Origin of the sequence: Rhizobium sp. AC44/96, from assembly GCF_001692185.1 — a bacterium.
Lineage (GTDB): Bacteria > Pseudomonadota > Alphaproteobacteria > Rhizobiales > Rhizobiaceae > Rhizobium.
Genome location: NZ_LXKO01000039.1, coordinates 120,070 through 135,561 on the forward strand (window position 1 = coordinate 120,070; position 15,492 = coordinate 135,561).

A 15,492-nucleotide genomic window follows, 5' to 3' on the forward strand; every position below is an offset into this window, starting at 1 on the left:
AAGATGACCGCGACTCTCGTTGTCCCTGGACTGGACGGATCGGACGCAGGCCATTGGCAGCGCTTCTGGGTCGAAGATGATCCAGACAGCTTTATCGTTGAGCAGGACAACTGGCGCGCCCCCGTTGTCGACCAGTGGGTAGACCGGCTCGAGGCGGCTCTTGTCGAGCAGGGAGAGGCCTTCATTGTCGCTCACAGCCTCGGCTGCATCCTGACTGCGAAGCTTGCCGACAGGCCATCCTCCTATCGTATCAAGGGCGCGCTGCTCGTCGCCCCCTGCGATCTCCCTGCGACGGAAAAGCGGCATCCCGGCGTAATACGCTTCGGCACGATGCCCACGCGCGCGCTGCCGTTTCCCAGCATCACCGTTGGCAGCCTGAACGACCATTACATGGAACTCGATCGGCTGACGCTCTATGCCCGCCTGTGGAAGACCGAGCTGAAAAACATTGGGCTCGCCGGCCATATCAACATTGCCAGCGGTTTTGGCCGATGGGCTGGTGGCTACGCTTTGTTGGGCAATCTGAAGGAACGTGCAAAGGCGCCCCGCCGACGTGCCTGAGCGGCACGTGCTCGACCGTTGCCGGTAGGCACGCGCAATTTGCTTAATGTGTCGAGAGGGACGTTGTCGGCAAGAATTGCATGGCGTCGTCGCCCGCATTCTCATCCATCTGCCTTGCGCGACGTTCGCGGGCTGCGGTCTTCAGCAACCGCGCAAACGAAGTGAGGCTGGTACCGTCGGCGTGGAGCACCTGCCTGATGAGCGGGTCCCGCAAGATCTCGGATATCGTCATGTCCTGCATGGTGTCTACTCCCTTGATGGGGAGAACCTACCTGACGGTTGCAACGGGCAGATGTCGCGAGCGTGGCGGAAAAGTGGCGAACCTTCTTCCGGCAACGGCGCCGCCTGTCATCCACCTGTCACAGACAGACGCGAACATCGCAATGCGATGCGGCGCTCGGCAAGAATGGCCATTGATCGCCTTGCGGCACGCAAGCAGGAGCAACCATGGCAGATGAGCAGCCCCTGGTCGAAGTGCCTACCGATGCCGGTAGCGCGTCACCTCGTGCCCAGGAGGCCGCCCAAAGGGAAATCGCCCAGGCCGGTGCGATCTGTTTCAGGAAGAAGGCGAAACAGCCGCTTGAGGTCCTGCTGATCGGCAGTCGTCGCAACGGACGATGGGGCATACCGAAGGGGCACATCGAACCCGGCGAAACCACCCGCGAGACAGCCACCCGCGAAGCTTTCGAGGAAGCCGGTATCCGGGGGAAGGTGGCGAAGAAGATCGTTGGATCCTTCACCTATACGAAGGACAGCAGCGTCCTGACCTATCGCGTCGAGGTTCACATGTTGGCTGTAGCCGAGGTCTTGCGGGATTTCCCGGAGAAGGGCATACGCCGCACGCAATGGGTTTCGATAGATGTTGCAGCCCGTGAAGTCGCCCAGCCAGGCCTTCGGCAAATCCTGCGGGACCTCTCCTGATATCCGAGCGATCCTCAAATTTTATGATGCGCCCCCGCGAAGCCATGCTTTTGTGCGGGCAAACACAATCACGCGAGGCCGGCGGCGAAACCCGTTGTTACCGTTGACAAGCGGTCTATTGAGGTAGAAAGGGCGCGTCAGACAATACTCATTAGGGCGCTATTGATCTCGCGCCGGGCAGTCGCTCAATGGATACACTTCAAGCCCGGCAGGACAGCGTTCTGCGTCACCCCGGCTATCTGAATTTCGCAGCCTCCCGCGTCTTTTCTTCCCTGTCATTCCAATGCGTCGCCATCGCGATGGGCTGGATGATCTACGATCAGACTCATAGTGCCTTCGCGTTGGCCCTTGTCGGCCTCTGCCAGTTTCTGCCCATGGTCTTGCTGACCTTTGTCGTCGGCCACGTCGCCGACCGGTTCGACCGGCGGCGCATAGGCCTAGCGTGTCAGCTGATCCAGGCGGTCGTCTCGGCGTTTTTGGCGGTTGGTTGCTGGCAGAACTGGCTGGCGCCAGCGGGAATACTCTCGGCTGTCACGATCCTCGGAGCGACAGTCGCCTTCGAGCGACCAACCATGGCGGCGCTGCTTCCAAGCATCATGCCGTCGTCGATGCTGCAGCGGGCGATCGCAACCTCGACCTCGATGATGCAGACGGCGTTGATTGTCGGCCCATCGCTGGGCGGACTGCTCTACGGTATCGACCCTGTTGCGCCCTTCGTGGTCGCAAGCGTGCTCTTTGCGATCGCGAGCATCAACGTCATCTCCATCAGAATGGAATGGACACCGGCCAAGCGCGAACCGGTGACCCTTACATCGATCTTCGCCGGTGTATCCTTCATCAAGAGCCGACCGGTCATGCTAGGGACCATCTCGCTCGATCTCTTTGCCGTTCTCCTCGGCGGGGCGACCGCGCTGCTGCCGATGTTTGCCCGTGACATTCTCCATGCTGGACCGTGGGGGCTTGGGCTGCTGCGTGCCGCGCCTGCGATTGGGGCGCTGGCCATGTCCATCGTTCTGGCGCGGCGTCCGCTGACCAGCAAGGTCGGCGCCAAGATGCTCTCGGCCGTCGCGGTGTTTGGCGTTGCGACGGTGGTTTTCGCGCTGTCGACGAACATCGCGCTGTCGATCGCCGCCTTGCTGGTGGTCGGTGCGTCCGACACGGTCAGCGTTGTCGTGCGCAGCTCCCTTGTGCAGCTGCTGACCCCGGACGAGATGCGCGGCCGTGTCAATGCCGTCAATTCGCTCTTCATCGGGACGTCCAACCAGCTTGGTGAATTCGAATCCGGCATGCTCGCGGGCATCATGGGTCCGGTTGCAGCCGGTGTGATCGGCGGCGTCGGCACAATCGTTGTGGTGCTCTTGTGGGCGAGACTGTTCCCCGATCTTCGTAAGGTCAAGACATTGCAAGGCTAATCCGAAGCCTCGCTAGCCAAGCAGAAGGTGGCTTTCTGCCTGCCTTGCAGCACATTTGTTTTCGGGTGCGCGGAACTTTTCTTCAAGCGCCGAGTTATCACCGGCTAAACACCTTGAGGGAAACATGTCAGCGACGGCCTCGACTGCGACGATCGCGTCCGCCTACGATGAGCGATATCGCCATAGCGTAGACGGACTGGCGGACTATACGATCTATTTCCTGGATGCCGCAGGCAACGTCAGCAGCTGGAATGCGGGCGCTGAACGGGCGAACGGATATTCCAAGAGCGAAATCATCGGCCGCAGTTTCCTGTGCTTTTACTCACCAGAAGACCGTGCTGCGGGGCTCCCTGAGCGGGCGCTGGCTACCGCCCGGCTCGATGGTCGCTCGCAAAGCGAAGGCTGGCGTCTGAGGCAGGACGGCACGCGCTATTGGGCGAGTGCGATTATTGACGCTGTCTATGCCGCGTCGGGCGATATCCTCGGTTTCGCGGTCCTCACCCAGGATCTCTCGGAACGCAAGACGGCTCAATCGGAGCTTCAGCAGAGCGAGAAGCAATTTCAGCTGCTGGTCCAAGGCGTCACCGACTACGCAATCTATATGCTCGATCCCGGTGGCCATGTTTCGAGCTGGAACTCGGGAGCCGAACGCATCAAGGGTTACACCGACTGCGAGATCGTCGGAAAACACTTTTCGACCTTCTACACGGAAGAGGATCGGGCCGCTAACATGCCTGGCAAGGCCCTGCAGACAGCGTCCGACGTCGGCCGGTTTGAGAAGGAAGGGTGGCGGGTCCGCAAGGATGGCTCGCGGTTCTGGGCCAGTGTCGTCATCGACGCCATTCGCGACGGCGACGGGCGCCTTCTGGGCTACGCCAAGATAACGCGCGACATCACGGAAAAGCTGAATGCGCAGAATGCGCTGGAGCGCGCGCGCGAGGAACTTTTTCACGCCCAGAAGATGGAAGCGGTGGGTCAGCTCACCGGCGGTATCGCGCACGACTTCAACAACTTGCTGACCGCAGTGCTGGGGAGCCTGGAGATCGCCCGCAAGCGTGCCGCCGACGGCCAGGACATCACGCCGCTGCTCGACAATGCGATCCAGGGCGCGCAGCGCGGCGCCAGCCTCACGCAGCGGATGCTGGCCTTCTCACGGCGGCAGGAGCTCAAGCTGGTCGCCGTAGACGTCATCGATCTCATTCAGGGCATGATGGACATGCTGCAGCGCTCGATCGGCCCCACGATCTCGATCGAGAGCCGATTCGCCGCCGCGCTGCCGCTGGTGACGTCCGATCCCAACCAGCTTGAGAGCGCCATCCTGAATCTTGTCGTCAACGCGCGCGACGCGATGCCGGATGGAGGTGCCCTTGTACTGTCCGCGCGTCCGGTCAAGGTGGGCGCCAATGATGCTTCCCAGTTGACTCCCGGCGGTTATGTCTGCCTGTCGATAGAGGACTCTGGGCAGGGAATGGACGCGGAGACGCTTCAGAACTCCACCACGCCGTTCTTTACGACGAAGGGCGTCGGCAAGGGGACGGGGCTCGGCCTCTCCATGGTGCAGGGCCTGATGGGGCAATCCGGCGGCAAACTCGTCCTGCGGTCTGCTGTGGGCCGGGGGACGGTGGCTGAGCTGTGGCTTCCAGTGGCCGAGGACGGCCAGGAGAAGGAGCCAGCACCAAGTGACGCCCCCACGGCGAGCGTAGACCAGGCCCTGACGGTGCTTGCGGTCGACGACGATGCTCTGGTGCTGATGAACACCGTACTCATGCTGGAGGACCTAGGATACACCGTGGTCGAGGTCCACTCGGCGCGCAAGGCGCTCGACGTTTTCCAGAGCAGCGGTCCGTTCGATCTCATCATCACCGACCACGCGATGCCCGGCATGACCGGATCGCAGCTGGCAGCCGAAATCAGGAAGCTGCAGCCAGATATGAAAATGGTGCTCGCCACCGGTTATGCGGAATTGCCCCCCGGCGGAGACGAGAAGCTGCTGCGATTGGCAAAGCCATTCACCCAGGCACAGCTCGCTTCGGTGATCGCAAAAGCGATGGCTGAGCCGATTCCGCTGAACTGAGGATGGGCGTGCCGCCGATGGCGCGCCTTCGTATCCATTTGATTTCAGGAAATAAAAAAGGTCTGCATTTTTCAATGCAGACCTTTTGAAACTGGCTCCCCGGGCCGGATTCGAACCGGCGACCTGTCGATTAACAGTCGAATGCTCTACCGCTGAGCTACCAGGGATCACCGCTCGCCGCGGTGTGAGTGGGCTAATACAAATGCTTGGCCGATTTGCCAAGCAGTTTTTTCAAAAAAATGACATTCGCTTGTATTCAGTTTGGTTATCCCCATCTCCTGTGGATGACTGACCAGCGCACAAACCCCGAAAAACAAGGCGCCAAGCGCTTTGGCATTGATCATTCCACCGGCCACATCGTTATGGGTCCAACACGCATCCCGCTGCCGCGATCGCGCGCTGCCCGCATGTCGATCGGCGGTTTGCTCGTTATTGGGGGATGTCTGGGGTTTTTGCCGGTTCTCGGCTTCTGGATGATTCCACTTGGATTCGTCGTCTTGTCGCACGACCTGCACGCCGCCCGTCGGATGAGGCGGCGCTTCTCCGTGTGGTGGGAAAAGAGGCGGAAGTCCCGCCTCTGATCAGCCAAAGAGGCCTGCAGCCCAATAGAAAGCCGCAGCAATGAGCGCTGCAGCAGGAAGGGTCACGACCCACGCGACCACGATGTTGCCCGCCAGGCCCCAGCGTACGGCCGACACGCGCCGTGCAGCACCCACGCCGATGATCGCACCGGTGATAGTATGGGTGGTCGAGACGGGGATACCCAGCCATGTGGCACCAAACAGCGTCAGCGCGCCGCCCGTTTCAGCGCAAAAGCCCTGCATCGGATTGAGCCGGGTGATCTTGGAACCCATCGTATGGACGATTCGCCACCCTCCGAAGAGCGTGCCGAGTGCCATTGCCGACTGGCAGGAGAGCACGACCCAGAGAGGCACATGGAAGCTGCCGCCAAGATATCCTTGCGAATAGAGCAGGATGGCGATGATACCCATCGTCTTCTGCGCATCGTTGCCGCCGTGTCCGAGCGAATAGAGCGACGCGGACACGAACTGAAGGATGCGGAAGGTTCGGTCGACGGCGAATGGCGTCTGTCGAACAAAGATCCAGGAAACCACAAGCACCAGGAAGAGCGCCAGCAGGAAACCGATCATCGGCGACATGACGATCGCGCCCGCGGTTTTCAGCAGCCCGCTCCACACGATGGAGCTGAAGCCGACCTTGGCAAGTCCTGCACCGACAAGGCCGCCGACCAACGCATGCGAGGAACTGGACGGGATGCCGAAGACCCAGGTGACGATGTTCCACACGATGGCACCCATCAGCGCGGCAAAGATCACGAGCGGTGAGACGATGGCCGGGTCGATGATGCCGGTGCCGAGCGTCTCGGCAACATGCAGCCCGAAGAACAGGAATGCGATGAAATTGAAGAAGGCTGCCCACAGGACCGCGTATTGCGGGCGAAGCACCCGCGTCGAAACGATCGTGGCGATCGAGTTTGCCGCGTCGTGAAGACCGTTCAGGAAATCGAAGAACAACGCAACCGCGATCAGGCCGGCGAGCAGCGGGAAGGCGAGGGTGGCATCCATCAGACGTTCTCGATCACGATGCCGCTGATTTCGTTGGCAACGTCTTCGAACCGGTCGACGACCTTCTCCAGTTCGCCGTAAATCTCGCTGCCGATGATGTAGGCCATGGGATTGGAGCTGCCATGGCGGAGGAAAAGCTCCTTCAGCCCGCGGTCGTGCAGCTCATCTGAGTGACCCTCGACCCGCGTGACCTCTTCGGCGATCGCCGTCAGGCGCGGCGCATTGGCGTTGATCCGGTCGAGAAGCGGGATCGCTTCGGCAACCAGGTGCGCGGCCTTGACGATGGCGCTTCCCATTTCCTGCATGCGTGGGTCGAACTCTTTCTGCTCGAACAGGCGGATCGTCTTGACGGTCTTGTGCATCATGTCGATGGCGTCGTCCATCGACTGGATCAGATCCTTGATGTCGACGCGGTCGAATGGCGTGATGAAGCTGCGGCGGACTGCCTGCAGGACTTCGCGGGTAATGTCGTCTGCCTCGTTCTCGAGCGCGACGATGCGTTCGCAGTGGCGCTCCGTGTCCTTGCCCGACAGCAATTCGTTCAATGCTTCGGCTGCGCCAACAATCGTGCGCGAGTGTTGGGCGAAGAGGTCGAAAAACCGGTCCTCTCGCGGCAGAAGTTTACGAAACCAGCTGAGCATACTATCCATCCGTGTGCTAATTTTTAGAGGCCCGTCATAAAATAGCGTGACATGCAATAAAAGTGTCACAATTGGACCAGAGCGATTCTTTTTCTGTTTGTTGCCTGCGGTTGCTTTCAAGCCACAAGCGGGATGAATGGAACCTGCAAAGCCGCAACGCGTTGAAATGATAGGCGCAACAGCGCTATCGTTTCGCATCGCGTTGAAAGGCTACGAAAATGAAACGGCTTGCGACAATCGTTTTGGCTCTGGCGACGGCCTTTTCAGGCGTCTCGCCGGCATTCGCTGAGAACTCCCGGGACGAGCAGTCGGTGCAGAGCCGCGGCACGTTTGGCGATTCAGGCGTCGACAATCATCGTTCGAATGGCTGCAACATTTATCGGTGCGGTGGACGATATCGGCACGGCTACAACAATCGGTACTATAACAACCGATACCATGGCGACCGCTACTACGGGCGGCACTACAACCATGACTACAACAATACCGGCGCGATCATCGGCGGCCTCGCTGCTGGCGCGCTCCTCGGCGGCCTGATCGCTTCGCAGCCCTACGCTCGTTCAAGCGGAGACCCTCACGTCGATTGGTGCTACAGCCGCTATCGCTCGTATCGGGCCTACGACAATACCTACCAGCCGTATTACGGCCCGCGTCGCCAGTGTGTGGCGCCGTGATGGGTCGAGGAATGGCCGCGCAGGCAACCTGATTGAGCCTGCCTGGCCGGCCTCACACGTCGTGCTCGTACAGCACGAAACGAAGGACATCGAAGTTTTCTCGTAAGTTTCCGGCTACCGCCTCCGTCGTCACCGGTCTGTGACTTCGCCACCGCAAATCGAACGCGAAGATCCTTCGATCATCGGTTCCTCGTCTGGTCGCCATAAACCGAACCTCGCAATTGTAAGGAGCGAGCACTTTCGCAAGGCTATCCGCAGCAAGATCTGTCGTTGTCAGAATTTCGACTTTCGCCCGATGCCGCCTCGGCAACCAATCATCCAGTGCTTTCAATGGTGATAGGAAGACAAACGCGACCGCCGTGCCGACGATGCCGATGCCGATCTGCCCTCCACCGAAGCAAAGGCCAATCGCCGTCATGGCCCAGATGGTCGCCGCGGTGGTGACGCCGGTGACCAGATTGCCGCGGTGAAGAACCGCACCACCGCCGATGAAACCAACACCGGTCAGAACGCCCAGAGCGAAACGCAAGACGTCCATGCGCGCGAAGCCGGAATGTTCCGTTCCCTCGACGATCAGCAAGGCATTGGCCTGGAGCATGGCCAAACACGCGGCCAGTCCAACGAGGACAGTCGTTCGGAAGCCGGCCGCATGGCCGCCCTGTTCTCGATTGATTCCGATGAGGGATGCCGCAATCACGGTCAGCAGGATCCGCAGGAGGATATCGGCCCACGCCAGTTGCTCCGACATCCTGTTCAGCATTGCGTCTGCGAGCCACATCTAAACGGGCCTTTGTTGCGCTGGTATCCTAGAACGCCCCGCCGAACCTGTGTTCTGGGTGCAGGCCCGGCAGGGACGCCGGCACTTTGGAGCACGGCGAACGAAGGATGTGCGTGCGTTCGTCCGCCGCTATCCCAGGAGTTGACCGCAGGTGGCTGACCCAGCGATCATAACCTCAACTGTTGGGGAGGGTGCTTGTTCCACCAGATTCCAAAAAGCCGGCGGGAAGGCGGCGACCGTTGGACCGACGCGGAAATCGCTACCCTGCATATCACTACCCCGAGCGTTTTCTGTCGAACAAAGGCCTCGCTTCAGAGTGCCGAACCCTCATTCAAGGCAATCAGCGAGGTTTTGCTCCATCTCGCTCGCGATCGACGTGTCGCGTCGCCGGGACTGCACGAGATCGATCGCAACCGTCAGCGCGCGGCGACCTTGGCTGCTGTCGATATCGAACCCATGTTTCGCACACCATTCGCGGACAGCGTCAATCACGAGTTCGATTTCTTGGTCGGATAGGGAAATAAGGGATTGCAACATTTGGCTGCTCCTCCGTTCGACGGTAAGAGCACTTAGCAACTCCCAAGTGGCCTCTACCATTCGCACTGGGGCCGATATCGGTAGTGTACTCTCAATCCTGGGGAAGACAGGATTCATTTCTGGCCCGTTGGCTTAAGCTTGGGCTGTTCGGCCGCCAGCTGCGATCGGCGCTGGCGGCAAGGGCAGGCTGGGCAGATGCCACAGCCTCGGCGCCTCCCATTGGGGGAGGCTTGCTTCAGGTCACTTGTTCTGAAGCAGCCAAATCTTTCCGGCCATCGATATGCCGTAGACATCGGTCAGGCCGTCGTCGCTCACATGCCGGCGTTCCAGTAGGCCTGGTTCTACAAGTTCGACCAGGGTTTTCGCGGTGACGGTCTTGATCTTTTGCGGGCGCTCTTTCCAGCGATCGGACTTGGCGTAGGTCACCGTCGCGTTCTCGTGTGTCCACTTGCTTGCAGGCTGAGGATACAAATCTCCATCCCGAGCGAGTTTCAGTCCAGCAATCTGGGATGGGGTCAGTTCAATCATGTCCGAAATCCTCTTGCGTCCTGCGTTCCGTGTTTGACGGCGTCGCCGCATGCCTTTGAAAATCAAAGCGCGTGCAGGAAAGATGCGATACGCAATTGCCTGGCAGTCAAAGTGATCCGCAGGCAAATCATTGATTCAATTGGTGAAAGTTGTTGGAGGCCTCGCCCGGAATTGAACCGGGGTACAAGGATTTGCAGTCCTCTGCGTCACCACTCCGCCACGAGGCCTCACGACACTTGGTTTGTTCAAGCGTTGGCGGGCATTTAGAATGAATAGAAATCGAGTGCAAGAGGCTTGTTGAAAATCCGCCAAGGATTTTGGATTGGAGGCAGGCTCCACAAAGCAAAATGCCCGGGAAGGGGCCGCTCGTTAGCCTTTAGTTGGCTGTTCGCACCAGTCCCATTGGCGAAATGCCGTTCATCACGACATTCGGCGCTCCAATGCTCACCAAGGGAATCAGGAGCACGATCACCAGCAACGCGAAAATGAAAAACCCGCCCAACACATTAGCTCTGTTCAATTATGACCACCGATCACTTTATTAATGAGCCTGAATCATCGCCTTAAATGCTGACAAGCGCCTGAATGGACGCCTCTGGATTGCCCGAAGGAAAATATGCGCGCATGGCGACCGCTCGCCTAGCGGCGTCGGTCGCTTGTGGAAGGGTATCGAGCTGTCACTCCGGCTGTTCAGCCGTGCTCGCGACCCCAAAGCCCGCCGAAAACAATGGCGATGAGCGTTGCCAAGATGAAGAAATCGAACAATGAGAAATATTCAACGACGGTTGACATGGTATTCTCCTCCTAGTTCCTCCGGTTGTAATAATACCACATCGCGCGCCTTTGTTCCATCTGTTACGCCTCCGCCGTTGCGCGGAAGAGACCTATCACCCGAATTCTTGCCGCAGCCGGTCAGGAAGCCTTGAAAGCCGGTTCCCCTGAGATTAAGAGACGAGCAGACAAAACCGCTTTTCACTGGGCGAGAGGGCATGATGAATTTCGAAACGGCACGCGCAAACATGGTCGACAACCAGATCCGTACGACGGACGTCACCTCGCATTCCGTGCTGACGGCTTTTCTCGCGGTGCCGCGCGAAGCATTCGTACCGGAAAAGTCGAAGGCACTTGCCTATCTCGACAACGATGTTGAAATCTGTCCGGCAGCAGGCGGCCAGCCTGCTCGCTTTCTGATGCAGCCATCGCCGCTTGCCAAGCTCCTGCAGCTTGCCGCAATCGGCAAGGACGATGTCGTTCTCGATGTCGGTTGTGGCACGGGCTATGTTTCGGCTCTTCTGGCTCTGCTCGCTGGATCGGTCGTTGCCGTTGAAGAGGATGAGGCGCTTGCCGAAGCCGCCAAGGCAAACCTTGCCTCCTATGCGAACGTATCCGTGGTTGCGGGCCCCCTCGCCAAGGGCAACACCTCTGGCGCCCCCTATGATCTGATCTTCGTCAACGGTTCGGTCGAAGAGGTTCCGGCCACGTTGCTCTCGCAGCTTCGCGACGGCGGTCGTCTCGTGACCGTTCAGGGATACGGCGGTTCGGCACGCGCCAAGGTTTTCACCAGCGAACGCGGCGCGGTGTCCGAGAACGTCTTTTTCAATGCTTCCGTGAAGCCGCTCCCCGGTTTCGCCAAGGCTCGCGAATTCGTATTCTGAGCTTGATTGAAGCAGGCAATTTAACGCGGGCACCTTGGGTGCCCGTTTTTATTTCTGCCGCCGGTGCGCATTGATCTGTAACGGCGGAGAAAACTGTGCATTGCGACATTCATTTGATTCGCGATGATTTTTTTCCCCATTCGGCTATCCTACAGTCTGGGTGATTCGGATGCCCACTCCACGCAATCCGGTCGTTGTTTCTGAATAACGGGGATAGATATGGCTCAGCCAAGCGTAGCGCGTGAACCGTCCATGGAAGAGATTCTGGCGTCGATCCGCCAGATCATCGAGAGCAATGAGCCGGGTGCCGGTCGGGCACTTTCGGCTTCGCTGCCGCCGGTTTACGGCAACGATGACGAGCGCGACTCTGACATCCATCTGACGGTCGACCAGGCATACGCGGGCGTCGAGTTCCCCGAAACCGTGCCGCAGCCTGACCCGCGCTTCGTCGCTGCGAATTCCGCGGGATCGGCGCCGGTTCCTGACGCACCGGCACGCGCAATGTCGCTTGCCGATGTTGCCGCACGTGTCCGCGCTGCTTCCGAGCGAAACGCCGCGCAGCTTCGCGAAGTGCCGCCGGCATTCCGCCAGCCTGAAGTGCGGGCCGAGGCGCCTGTGCATATGTTCGAGCCGCCCCAGGCTGCCGTCGAAACGAACCGTCCTGTTGAGGCTGTTATCGAACCGGCGCCATTGCCGCAGATCGTGGAGGCGCCTGCTGAAGTGCCGGCCCCGGTCGTTTCCCCGCAGCCGGCATTCGCCGAAGCTGTCGAGCCGACGCCGGCCGTTTCTATTGCAGCTCCGATGTCGGAACGCCTGCTTCCCAGCATCGTCGAAGAGACGCAGCAGTCGCTGCTTTCACAGGATGCCGGTTTGCAGATCGCCCGTTCGTTTGAAGAGCTTGCAGCCGCTATCGATGGCGCAGAGCGCCGTTCGCTTGATGAGATCGCCGAGGACATGCTGCGTCCCATGCTGCGCGACTGGCTGGACGACAATCTGCCGACCTTGGTCGAACGCCTCGTGCGCGAAGAAATCGAGCGGGTGGCGCGCGGTCCCCGCCGCTGAGCGGACCAGTCTTTCTCTGAAGAGCCGCTCCGGTAACCGGGGCGGCTTTTTTATTGACTTGCCCGCAACCATCCTATTTACAACCCGCATCATAGAACCTCTCCAGATCTGGTCCCCAAATGCTCGATAAGACCTACGATTCCGCCGCCGTTGAACCCAAAATCGCTGCGAAATGGGATGAAGCGGACGCTTTCCGCGCGGGCGCGAATGCCAAGCCGGGCGCTGATACCTTCACGATCGTCATCCCCCCGCCGAACGTTACCGGTTCGCTGCACATGGGCCATGCGCTGAACAATACGCTGCAGGACATCATGGTCCGTTTCGAGCGCATGCGCGGCAAGGACGTGCTGTGGCAGCCTGGCATGGACCACGCCGGCATCGCCACGCAGATGGTCGTCGAGCGCAAGCTGATGGAGCAGCAGCTTCCCAGCCGCCGCGAAATGGGCCGCGAAGCTTTCATCGAAAAGGTTTGGGAGTGGAAGAACGAGTCGGGCGGTCTGATCTTCAATCAGTTGAAGCGCCTTGGCGCCTCGTGTGACTGGTCCCGCGAACGCTTCACCATGGACGAGGGCCTCTCAGAGGCTGTTTTGGAAGTCTTCGTCACGCTCTACAAGCAGGGTCTGATCTACAAGGACAAGCGTCTCGTCAACTGGGATCCGAAGCTGCTGACGGCCATCTCCGATCTCGAGGTCGAGCAGGTCGAGGTGAAGGGAAACCTCTGGCACCTGCGCTATCCGCTTGAACCCGGCGTCACCTACGAGCATCCGGTCGCCTTCAACGAAGACGGTCAGCCGACCGAATGGGAAACCCGCGACTATCTGGTTGTCGCCACAACGCGTCCTGAAACGATGCTCGGCGACACCGGTGTTGCCGTCAATCCCGAGGATGAGCGCTACAAGGGCATCATCGGCAAGCACGTCATCCTGCCGATCGTTGGCCGCAGGATACCGATCGTCGCCGACGCTTATGCAGATCCGACGACCGGCACGGGCGCGGTCAAGCTCACGCCCGCCCACGACTTCAATGACTTCGACGTCGGCAAGCGTGCGGGGCTGCGCGCCATCAATATCCTGAACATCGATGGCACCATCACGATCAAGGAAAACGAGGACTTCCTGGAAGGCCTCGACAATCCGGCGGCGCTGCACGGTGCGTGGGATCGACTGGAAGGTCAGGATCGCTTTACGGCGCGCAAGTTCATCGTCGAGATCTTCGAGGAAGCGGGCCTGCTGGACAAGATCGAGCCGCACAAGCACATGGTCCCTCATGGCGACCGTGGCGGCGTGCCGATCGAGCCGCGGCTGACCGAGCAGTGGTATGTCGACGCCCAAACGCTGGCGGAGCCTGCGATCGCCTCCGTCCGCGATGGCCGCACCAACTTCGTGCCGAAGAACTGGGACAAGACCTACTACGAGTGGATGGAAAACATTCAGCCGTGGTGCATCTCCCGCCAGCTCTGGTGGGGACATCAGATCCCGGCGTGGTATGGTCCCGACGGACAGGTCTTCGTCGAGAAGACCGAAGAAGAAGCCTTGCAGGCCGCGATCCAGCACTATCTCTCGCACGAAGGTCCGATGAAGGCCTACGTCGAGGACCTGCTTGAAAACTTCAAGCCCGGCGAAATCCTGACGCGCGACGAAGATGTGCTCGACACTTGGTTCTCGTCGGCGCTTTGGCCATTCTCGACGCTCGGCTGGCCCGAGCAGACGCCGGAACTGGCGCGTTACTACCCGACCAACGTCCTTGTCACCGGCTTCGACATCATCTTCTTCTGGGTCGCCCGCATGATGATGATGGGCCTTCACTTCATGAAGGATGAGGACGGCGTTCCGGTCGAGCCTTTCAACACCGTCTACGTTCACGCGCTGGTTCGCGACAAGAACGGTCAGAAGATGTCGAAGTCGAAGGGCAACGTCATCGATCCGCTGGAACTGATCGACGAGTACGGCGCCGACGCGCTGCGCTTCACGCTGGCGATCATGGCCGCCCAGGGGCGCGACGTGAAGCTCGATCCGGCCCGCATCGCCGGATACCGCAACTTCGGCACCAAACTCTGGAACGCCACCCGCTTTGCCGAGATGAACGGCGCCAAGAGCGATCCGCACTTCGTTCCCGAGGCGGCGGAGCTGACGATCAACCGCTGGATACTAACGGAACTGGCCCGCACAGAGCGCGATGTGACAGAAGCGCTGGAGGCCTACCGCTTCAATGATGCGGCTGGCGCGCTCTATCGCTTCGTCTGGAACCAGGTTTGTGACTGGTACCTTGAACTGCTGAAGCCGGTTTTCAGCGGCACGGACGAAGGCGCCAAGAAAGAAGCACAGGCGTGCAGCGCTTACATTCTCGAAGAGATCTACAAGCTGCTGCATCCCTTCATGCCGTTCATGACCGAGGAGCTTTGGGCCCACACGGCGGGCGAGGGTGTCGAGCGTGACAACTTGATCTGCCACACCGAGTGGCCGGCGCCGTCCTACGCGGATGATGCGGCAGCCGACGAGATCAACTGGTTGATCGACTTGGTATCCGGCCTTCGCTCTGTTCGCGCGGAAATGAACGTGCCGCCTTCGGCGATTGCGCCACTGGTGGTTGTCAACGCCAACAGTCTGACCCGCGAACGCCTGGCTCGACACGACGCTGCGATCAAGCGGCTGGCCCGCGTGGATGGCATCTCGCTCACCCACGAAGCACCAAAGGGTGCTGCACAGATCATCGTTGGCGAAGCGACGGTCTGCCTGCCGCTCGGCACGCTGATCGATCTCGGCGCCGAGAAGGCGCGGTTGGAAAAGGCAATCGCCAAGGCCGACGGAGAGATGGCACGCATCAACGGCAAGCTCTCGAATGAGAAGTTTGTGGCCAATGCCAATCCCGAAGTCGTTGCCGCCGAGCGCGATCGTCTGGAAGAGTTGCAGGGGCAGGTGGCGAGCCTGCGGACTGCACTCTCACGTGTAGCTGAAGCATCGTAAAGTCAACGCACGGTAGTATGAAATTCTAAGGCGCCCGATACAGAATCGGGCGCCTTTTTGTTTCGCTGGACTGGTTCTGCATGTCACCTGGTGGGGATCA

Annotated in this window: 15 protein-coding genes and 2 tRNA genes; 9 read left to right on the forward strand and 8 right to left on the reverse strand. The window is 59.9% G+C overall.

What is annotated here, in order from left to right; translation table 11 throughout:
- Positions 1-3: 3 nt before the first annotated feature.
- Positions 4-561 (forward strand): alpha/beta hydrolase, encoded by a 558-nt coding sequence (locus tag A6U87_RS26020; protein WP_065694216.1) that lies wholly within the window; start codon positions 4-6, stop codon positions 559-561.
- 43 nt (positions 562-604) lie between these two features.
- Here A6U87_RS26020 and A6U87_RS26025 read toward each other — a convergent pair whose 3' ends face one another.
- A complete protein-coding gene (locus A6U87_RS26025; protein WP_065694217.1) occupies positions 605-802 on the reverse strand; it encodes a hypothetical protein in 198 nt (65 codons plus the stop codon).
- A 206-nt stretch (positions 803-1,008) separates the two neighbouring features.
- On the opposite strand from A6U87_RS26025, the gene A6U87_RS26030 reads away from it, so the two are divergent.
- The 3 genes from A6U87_RS26030 (at position 1,009) to A6U87_RS26040 (ending at position 4,968) form a co-directional block, all read left to right on the forward strand.
- Complete coding sequence (locus A6U87_RS26030; protein ID WP_083199681.1) at positions 1,009-1,482, forward strand: NUDIX hydrolase; 474 nt, start codon at positions 1,009-1,011, stop codon at positions 1,480-1,482.
- 188 nt (positions 1,483-1,670) lie between these two features.
- Positions 1,671-2,894 (forward strand): MFS transporter, encoded by a 1,224-nt coding sequence (locus A6U87_RS26035; protein WP_065694218.1) that lies wholly within the window; start codon positions 1,671-1,673, stop codon positions 2,892-2,894.
- A gap of 124 nt (positions 2,895-3,018) precedes the next feature.
- Positions 3,019-4,968, forward strand: a complete 1,950-nt coding sequence (locus tag A6U87_RS26040) for a PAS domain-containing sensor histidine kinase (RefSeq protein ID WP_065694219.1) — start codon at positions 3,019-3,021, stop codon at positions 4,966-4,968.
- A 92-nt stretch (positions 4,969-5,060) separates the two neighbouring features.
- Here the strand turns inward: A6U87_RS26040 and A6U87_RS26045 are convergent.
- Positions 5,061-5,135: transfer RNA gene (locus A6U87_RS26045), tRNA-Asn, on the reverse strand.
- Positions 5,136-5,252: 117 nt separating this feature from the next.
- On the opposite strand from A6U87_RS26045, the gene A6U87_RS26050 reads away from it, so the two are divergent.
- Positions 5,253-5,549 (forward strand): hypothetical protein, encoded by a 297-nt coding sequence (locus A6U87_RS26050; protein ID WP_065694372.1) that lies wholly within the window; start codon positions 5,253-5,255, stop codon positions 5,547-5,549.
- Here A6U87_RS26050 and A6U87_RS26055 read toward each other — a convergent pair whose 3' ends face one another.
- Complete coding sequence (locus A6U87_RS26055) at positions 5,550-6,554, reverse strand: inorganic phosphate transporter (RefSeq protein ID WP_065694220.1); 1,005 nt, start codon at positions 6,552-6,554, stop codon at positions 5,550-5,552.
- A complete protein-coding gene (locus A6U87_RS26060; protein WP_065694221.1) occupies positions 6,554-7,195 on the reverse strand; it encodes a DUF47 family protein in 642 nt (213 codons plus the stop codon). Before A6U87_RS26060 ends, A6U87_RS26055 begins: the two co-directional genes overlap by 1 nt.
- Positions 7,196-7,413: 218 nt before the next feature.
- Here A6U87_RS26060 and A6U87_RS26065 point away from each other — a divergent pair, with 218 nt between their 5' ends.
- Positions 7,414-7,869 (forward strand): BA14K family protein, encoded by a 456-nt coding sequence (locus tag A6U87_RS26065; protein ID WP_065694222.1) that lies wholly within the window; start codon positions 7,414-7,416, stop codon positions 7,867-7,869.
- A gap of 52 nt (positions 7,870-7,921) precedes the next feature.
- Here A6U87_RS26065 and A6U87_RS26070 read toward each other — a convergent pair whose 3' ends face one another.
- From A6U87_RS26070 to A6U87_RS26085, 4 genes are all read right to left on the reverse strand, one after another.
- Positions 7,922-8,647 (reverse strand): MgtC/SapB family protein, encoded by a 726-nt coding sequence (locus A6U87_RS26070; protein ID WP_244499571.1) that lies wholly within the window; start codon positions 8,645-8,647, stop codon positions 7,922-7,924.
- Positions 8,648-8,974: 327 nt separating this feature from the next.
- Positions 8,975-9,184 (reverse strand): hypothetical protein, encoded by a 210-nt coding sequence (locus A6U87_RS29465; RefSeq protein WP_083199682.1) that lies wholly within the window; start codon positions 9,182-9,184, stop codon positions 8,975-8,977.
- Between the two features lie 240 nt (positions 9,185-9,424).
- Positions 9,425-9,712: a hypothetical protein gene (locus A6U87_RS26080; protein ID WP_065694224.1), complete on the reverse strand. Its 288-nt coding sequence runs from the start codon at positions 9,710-9,712 to the stop codon at positions 9,425-9,427.
- Between the two features lie 153 nt (positions 9,713-9,865).
- Positions 9,866-9,939: transfer RNA gene (locus A6U87_RS26085), tRNA-Cys, on the reverse strand.
- Positions 9,940-10,701: 762 nt separating this feature from the next.
- Here A6U87_RS26085 and A6U87_RS26090 point away from each other — a divergent pair.
- The 3 genes from A6U87_RS26090 (at position 10,702) to A6U87_RS26100 (ending at position 15,392) form a co-directional block, all read left to right on the forward strand.
- Complete coding sequence (locus tag A6U87_RS26090) at positions 10,702-11,367, forward strand: protein-L-isoaspartate O-methyltransferase (protein WP_065694225.1); 666 nt, start codon at positions 10,702-10,704, stop codon at positions 11,365-11,367.
- A gap of 219 nt (positions 11,368-11,586) precedes the next feature.
- Positions 11,587-12,429 carry a DUF2497 domain-containing protein gene (locus A6U87_RS26095; protein WP_065694226.1) on the forward strand — a complete coding sequence of 281 codons (843 nt, stop codon included), beginning with the start codon at positions 11,587-11,589 and terminating at the stop codon, positions 12,427-12,429.
- A 119-nt stretch (positions 12,430-12,548) separates the two neighbouring features.
- A complete protein-coding gene (locus A6U87_RS26100) occupies positions 12,549-15,392 on the forward strand; it encodes a valine--tRNA ligase (protein WP_065694227.1) in 2,844 nt (947 codons plus the stop codon).
- Positions 15,393-15,492: the final 100 nt, after the last annotated feature.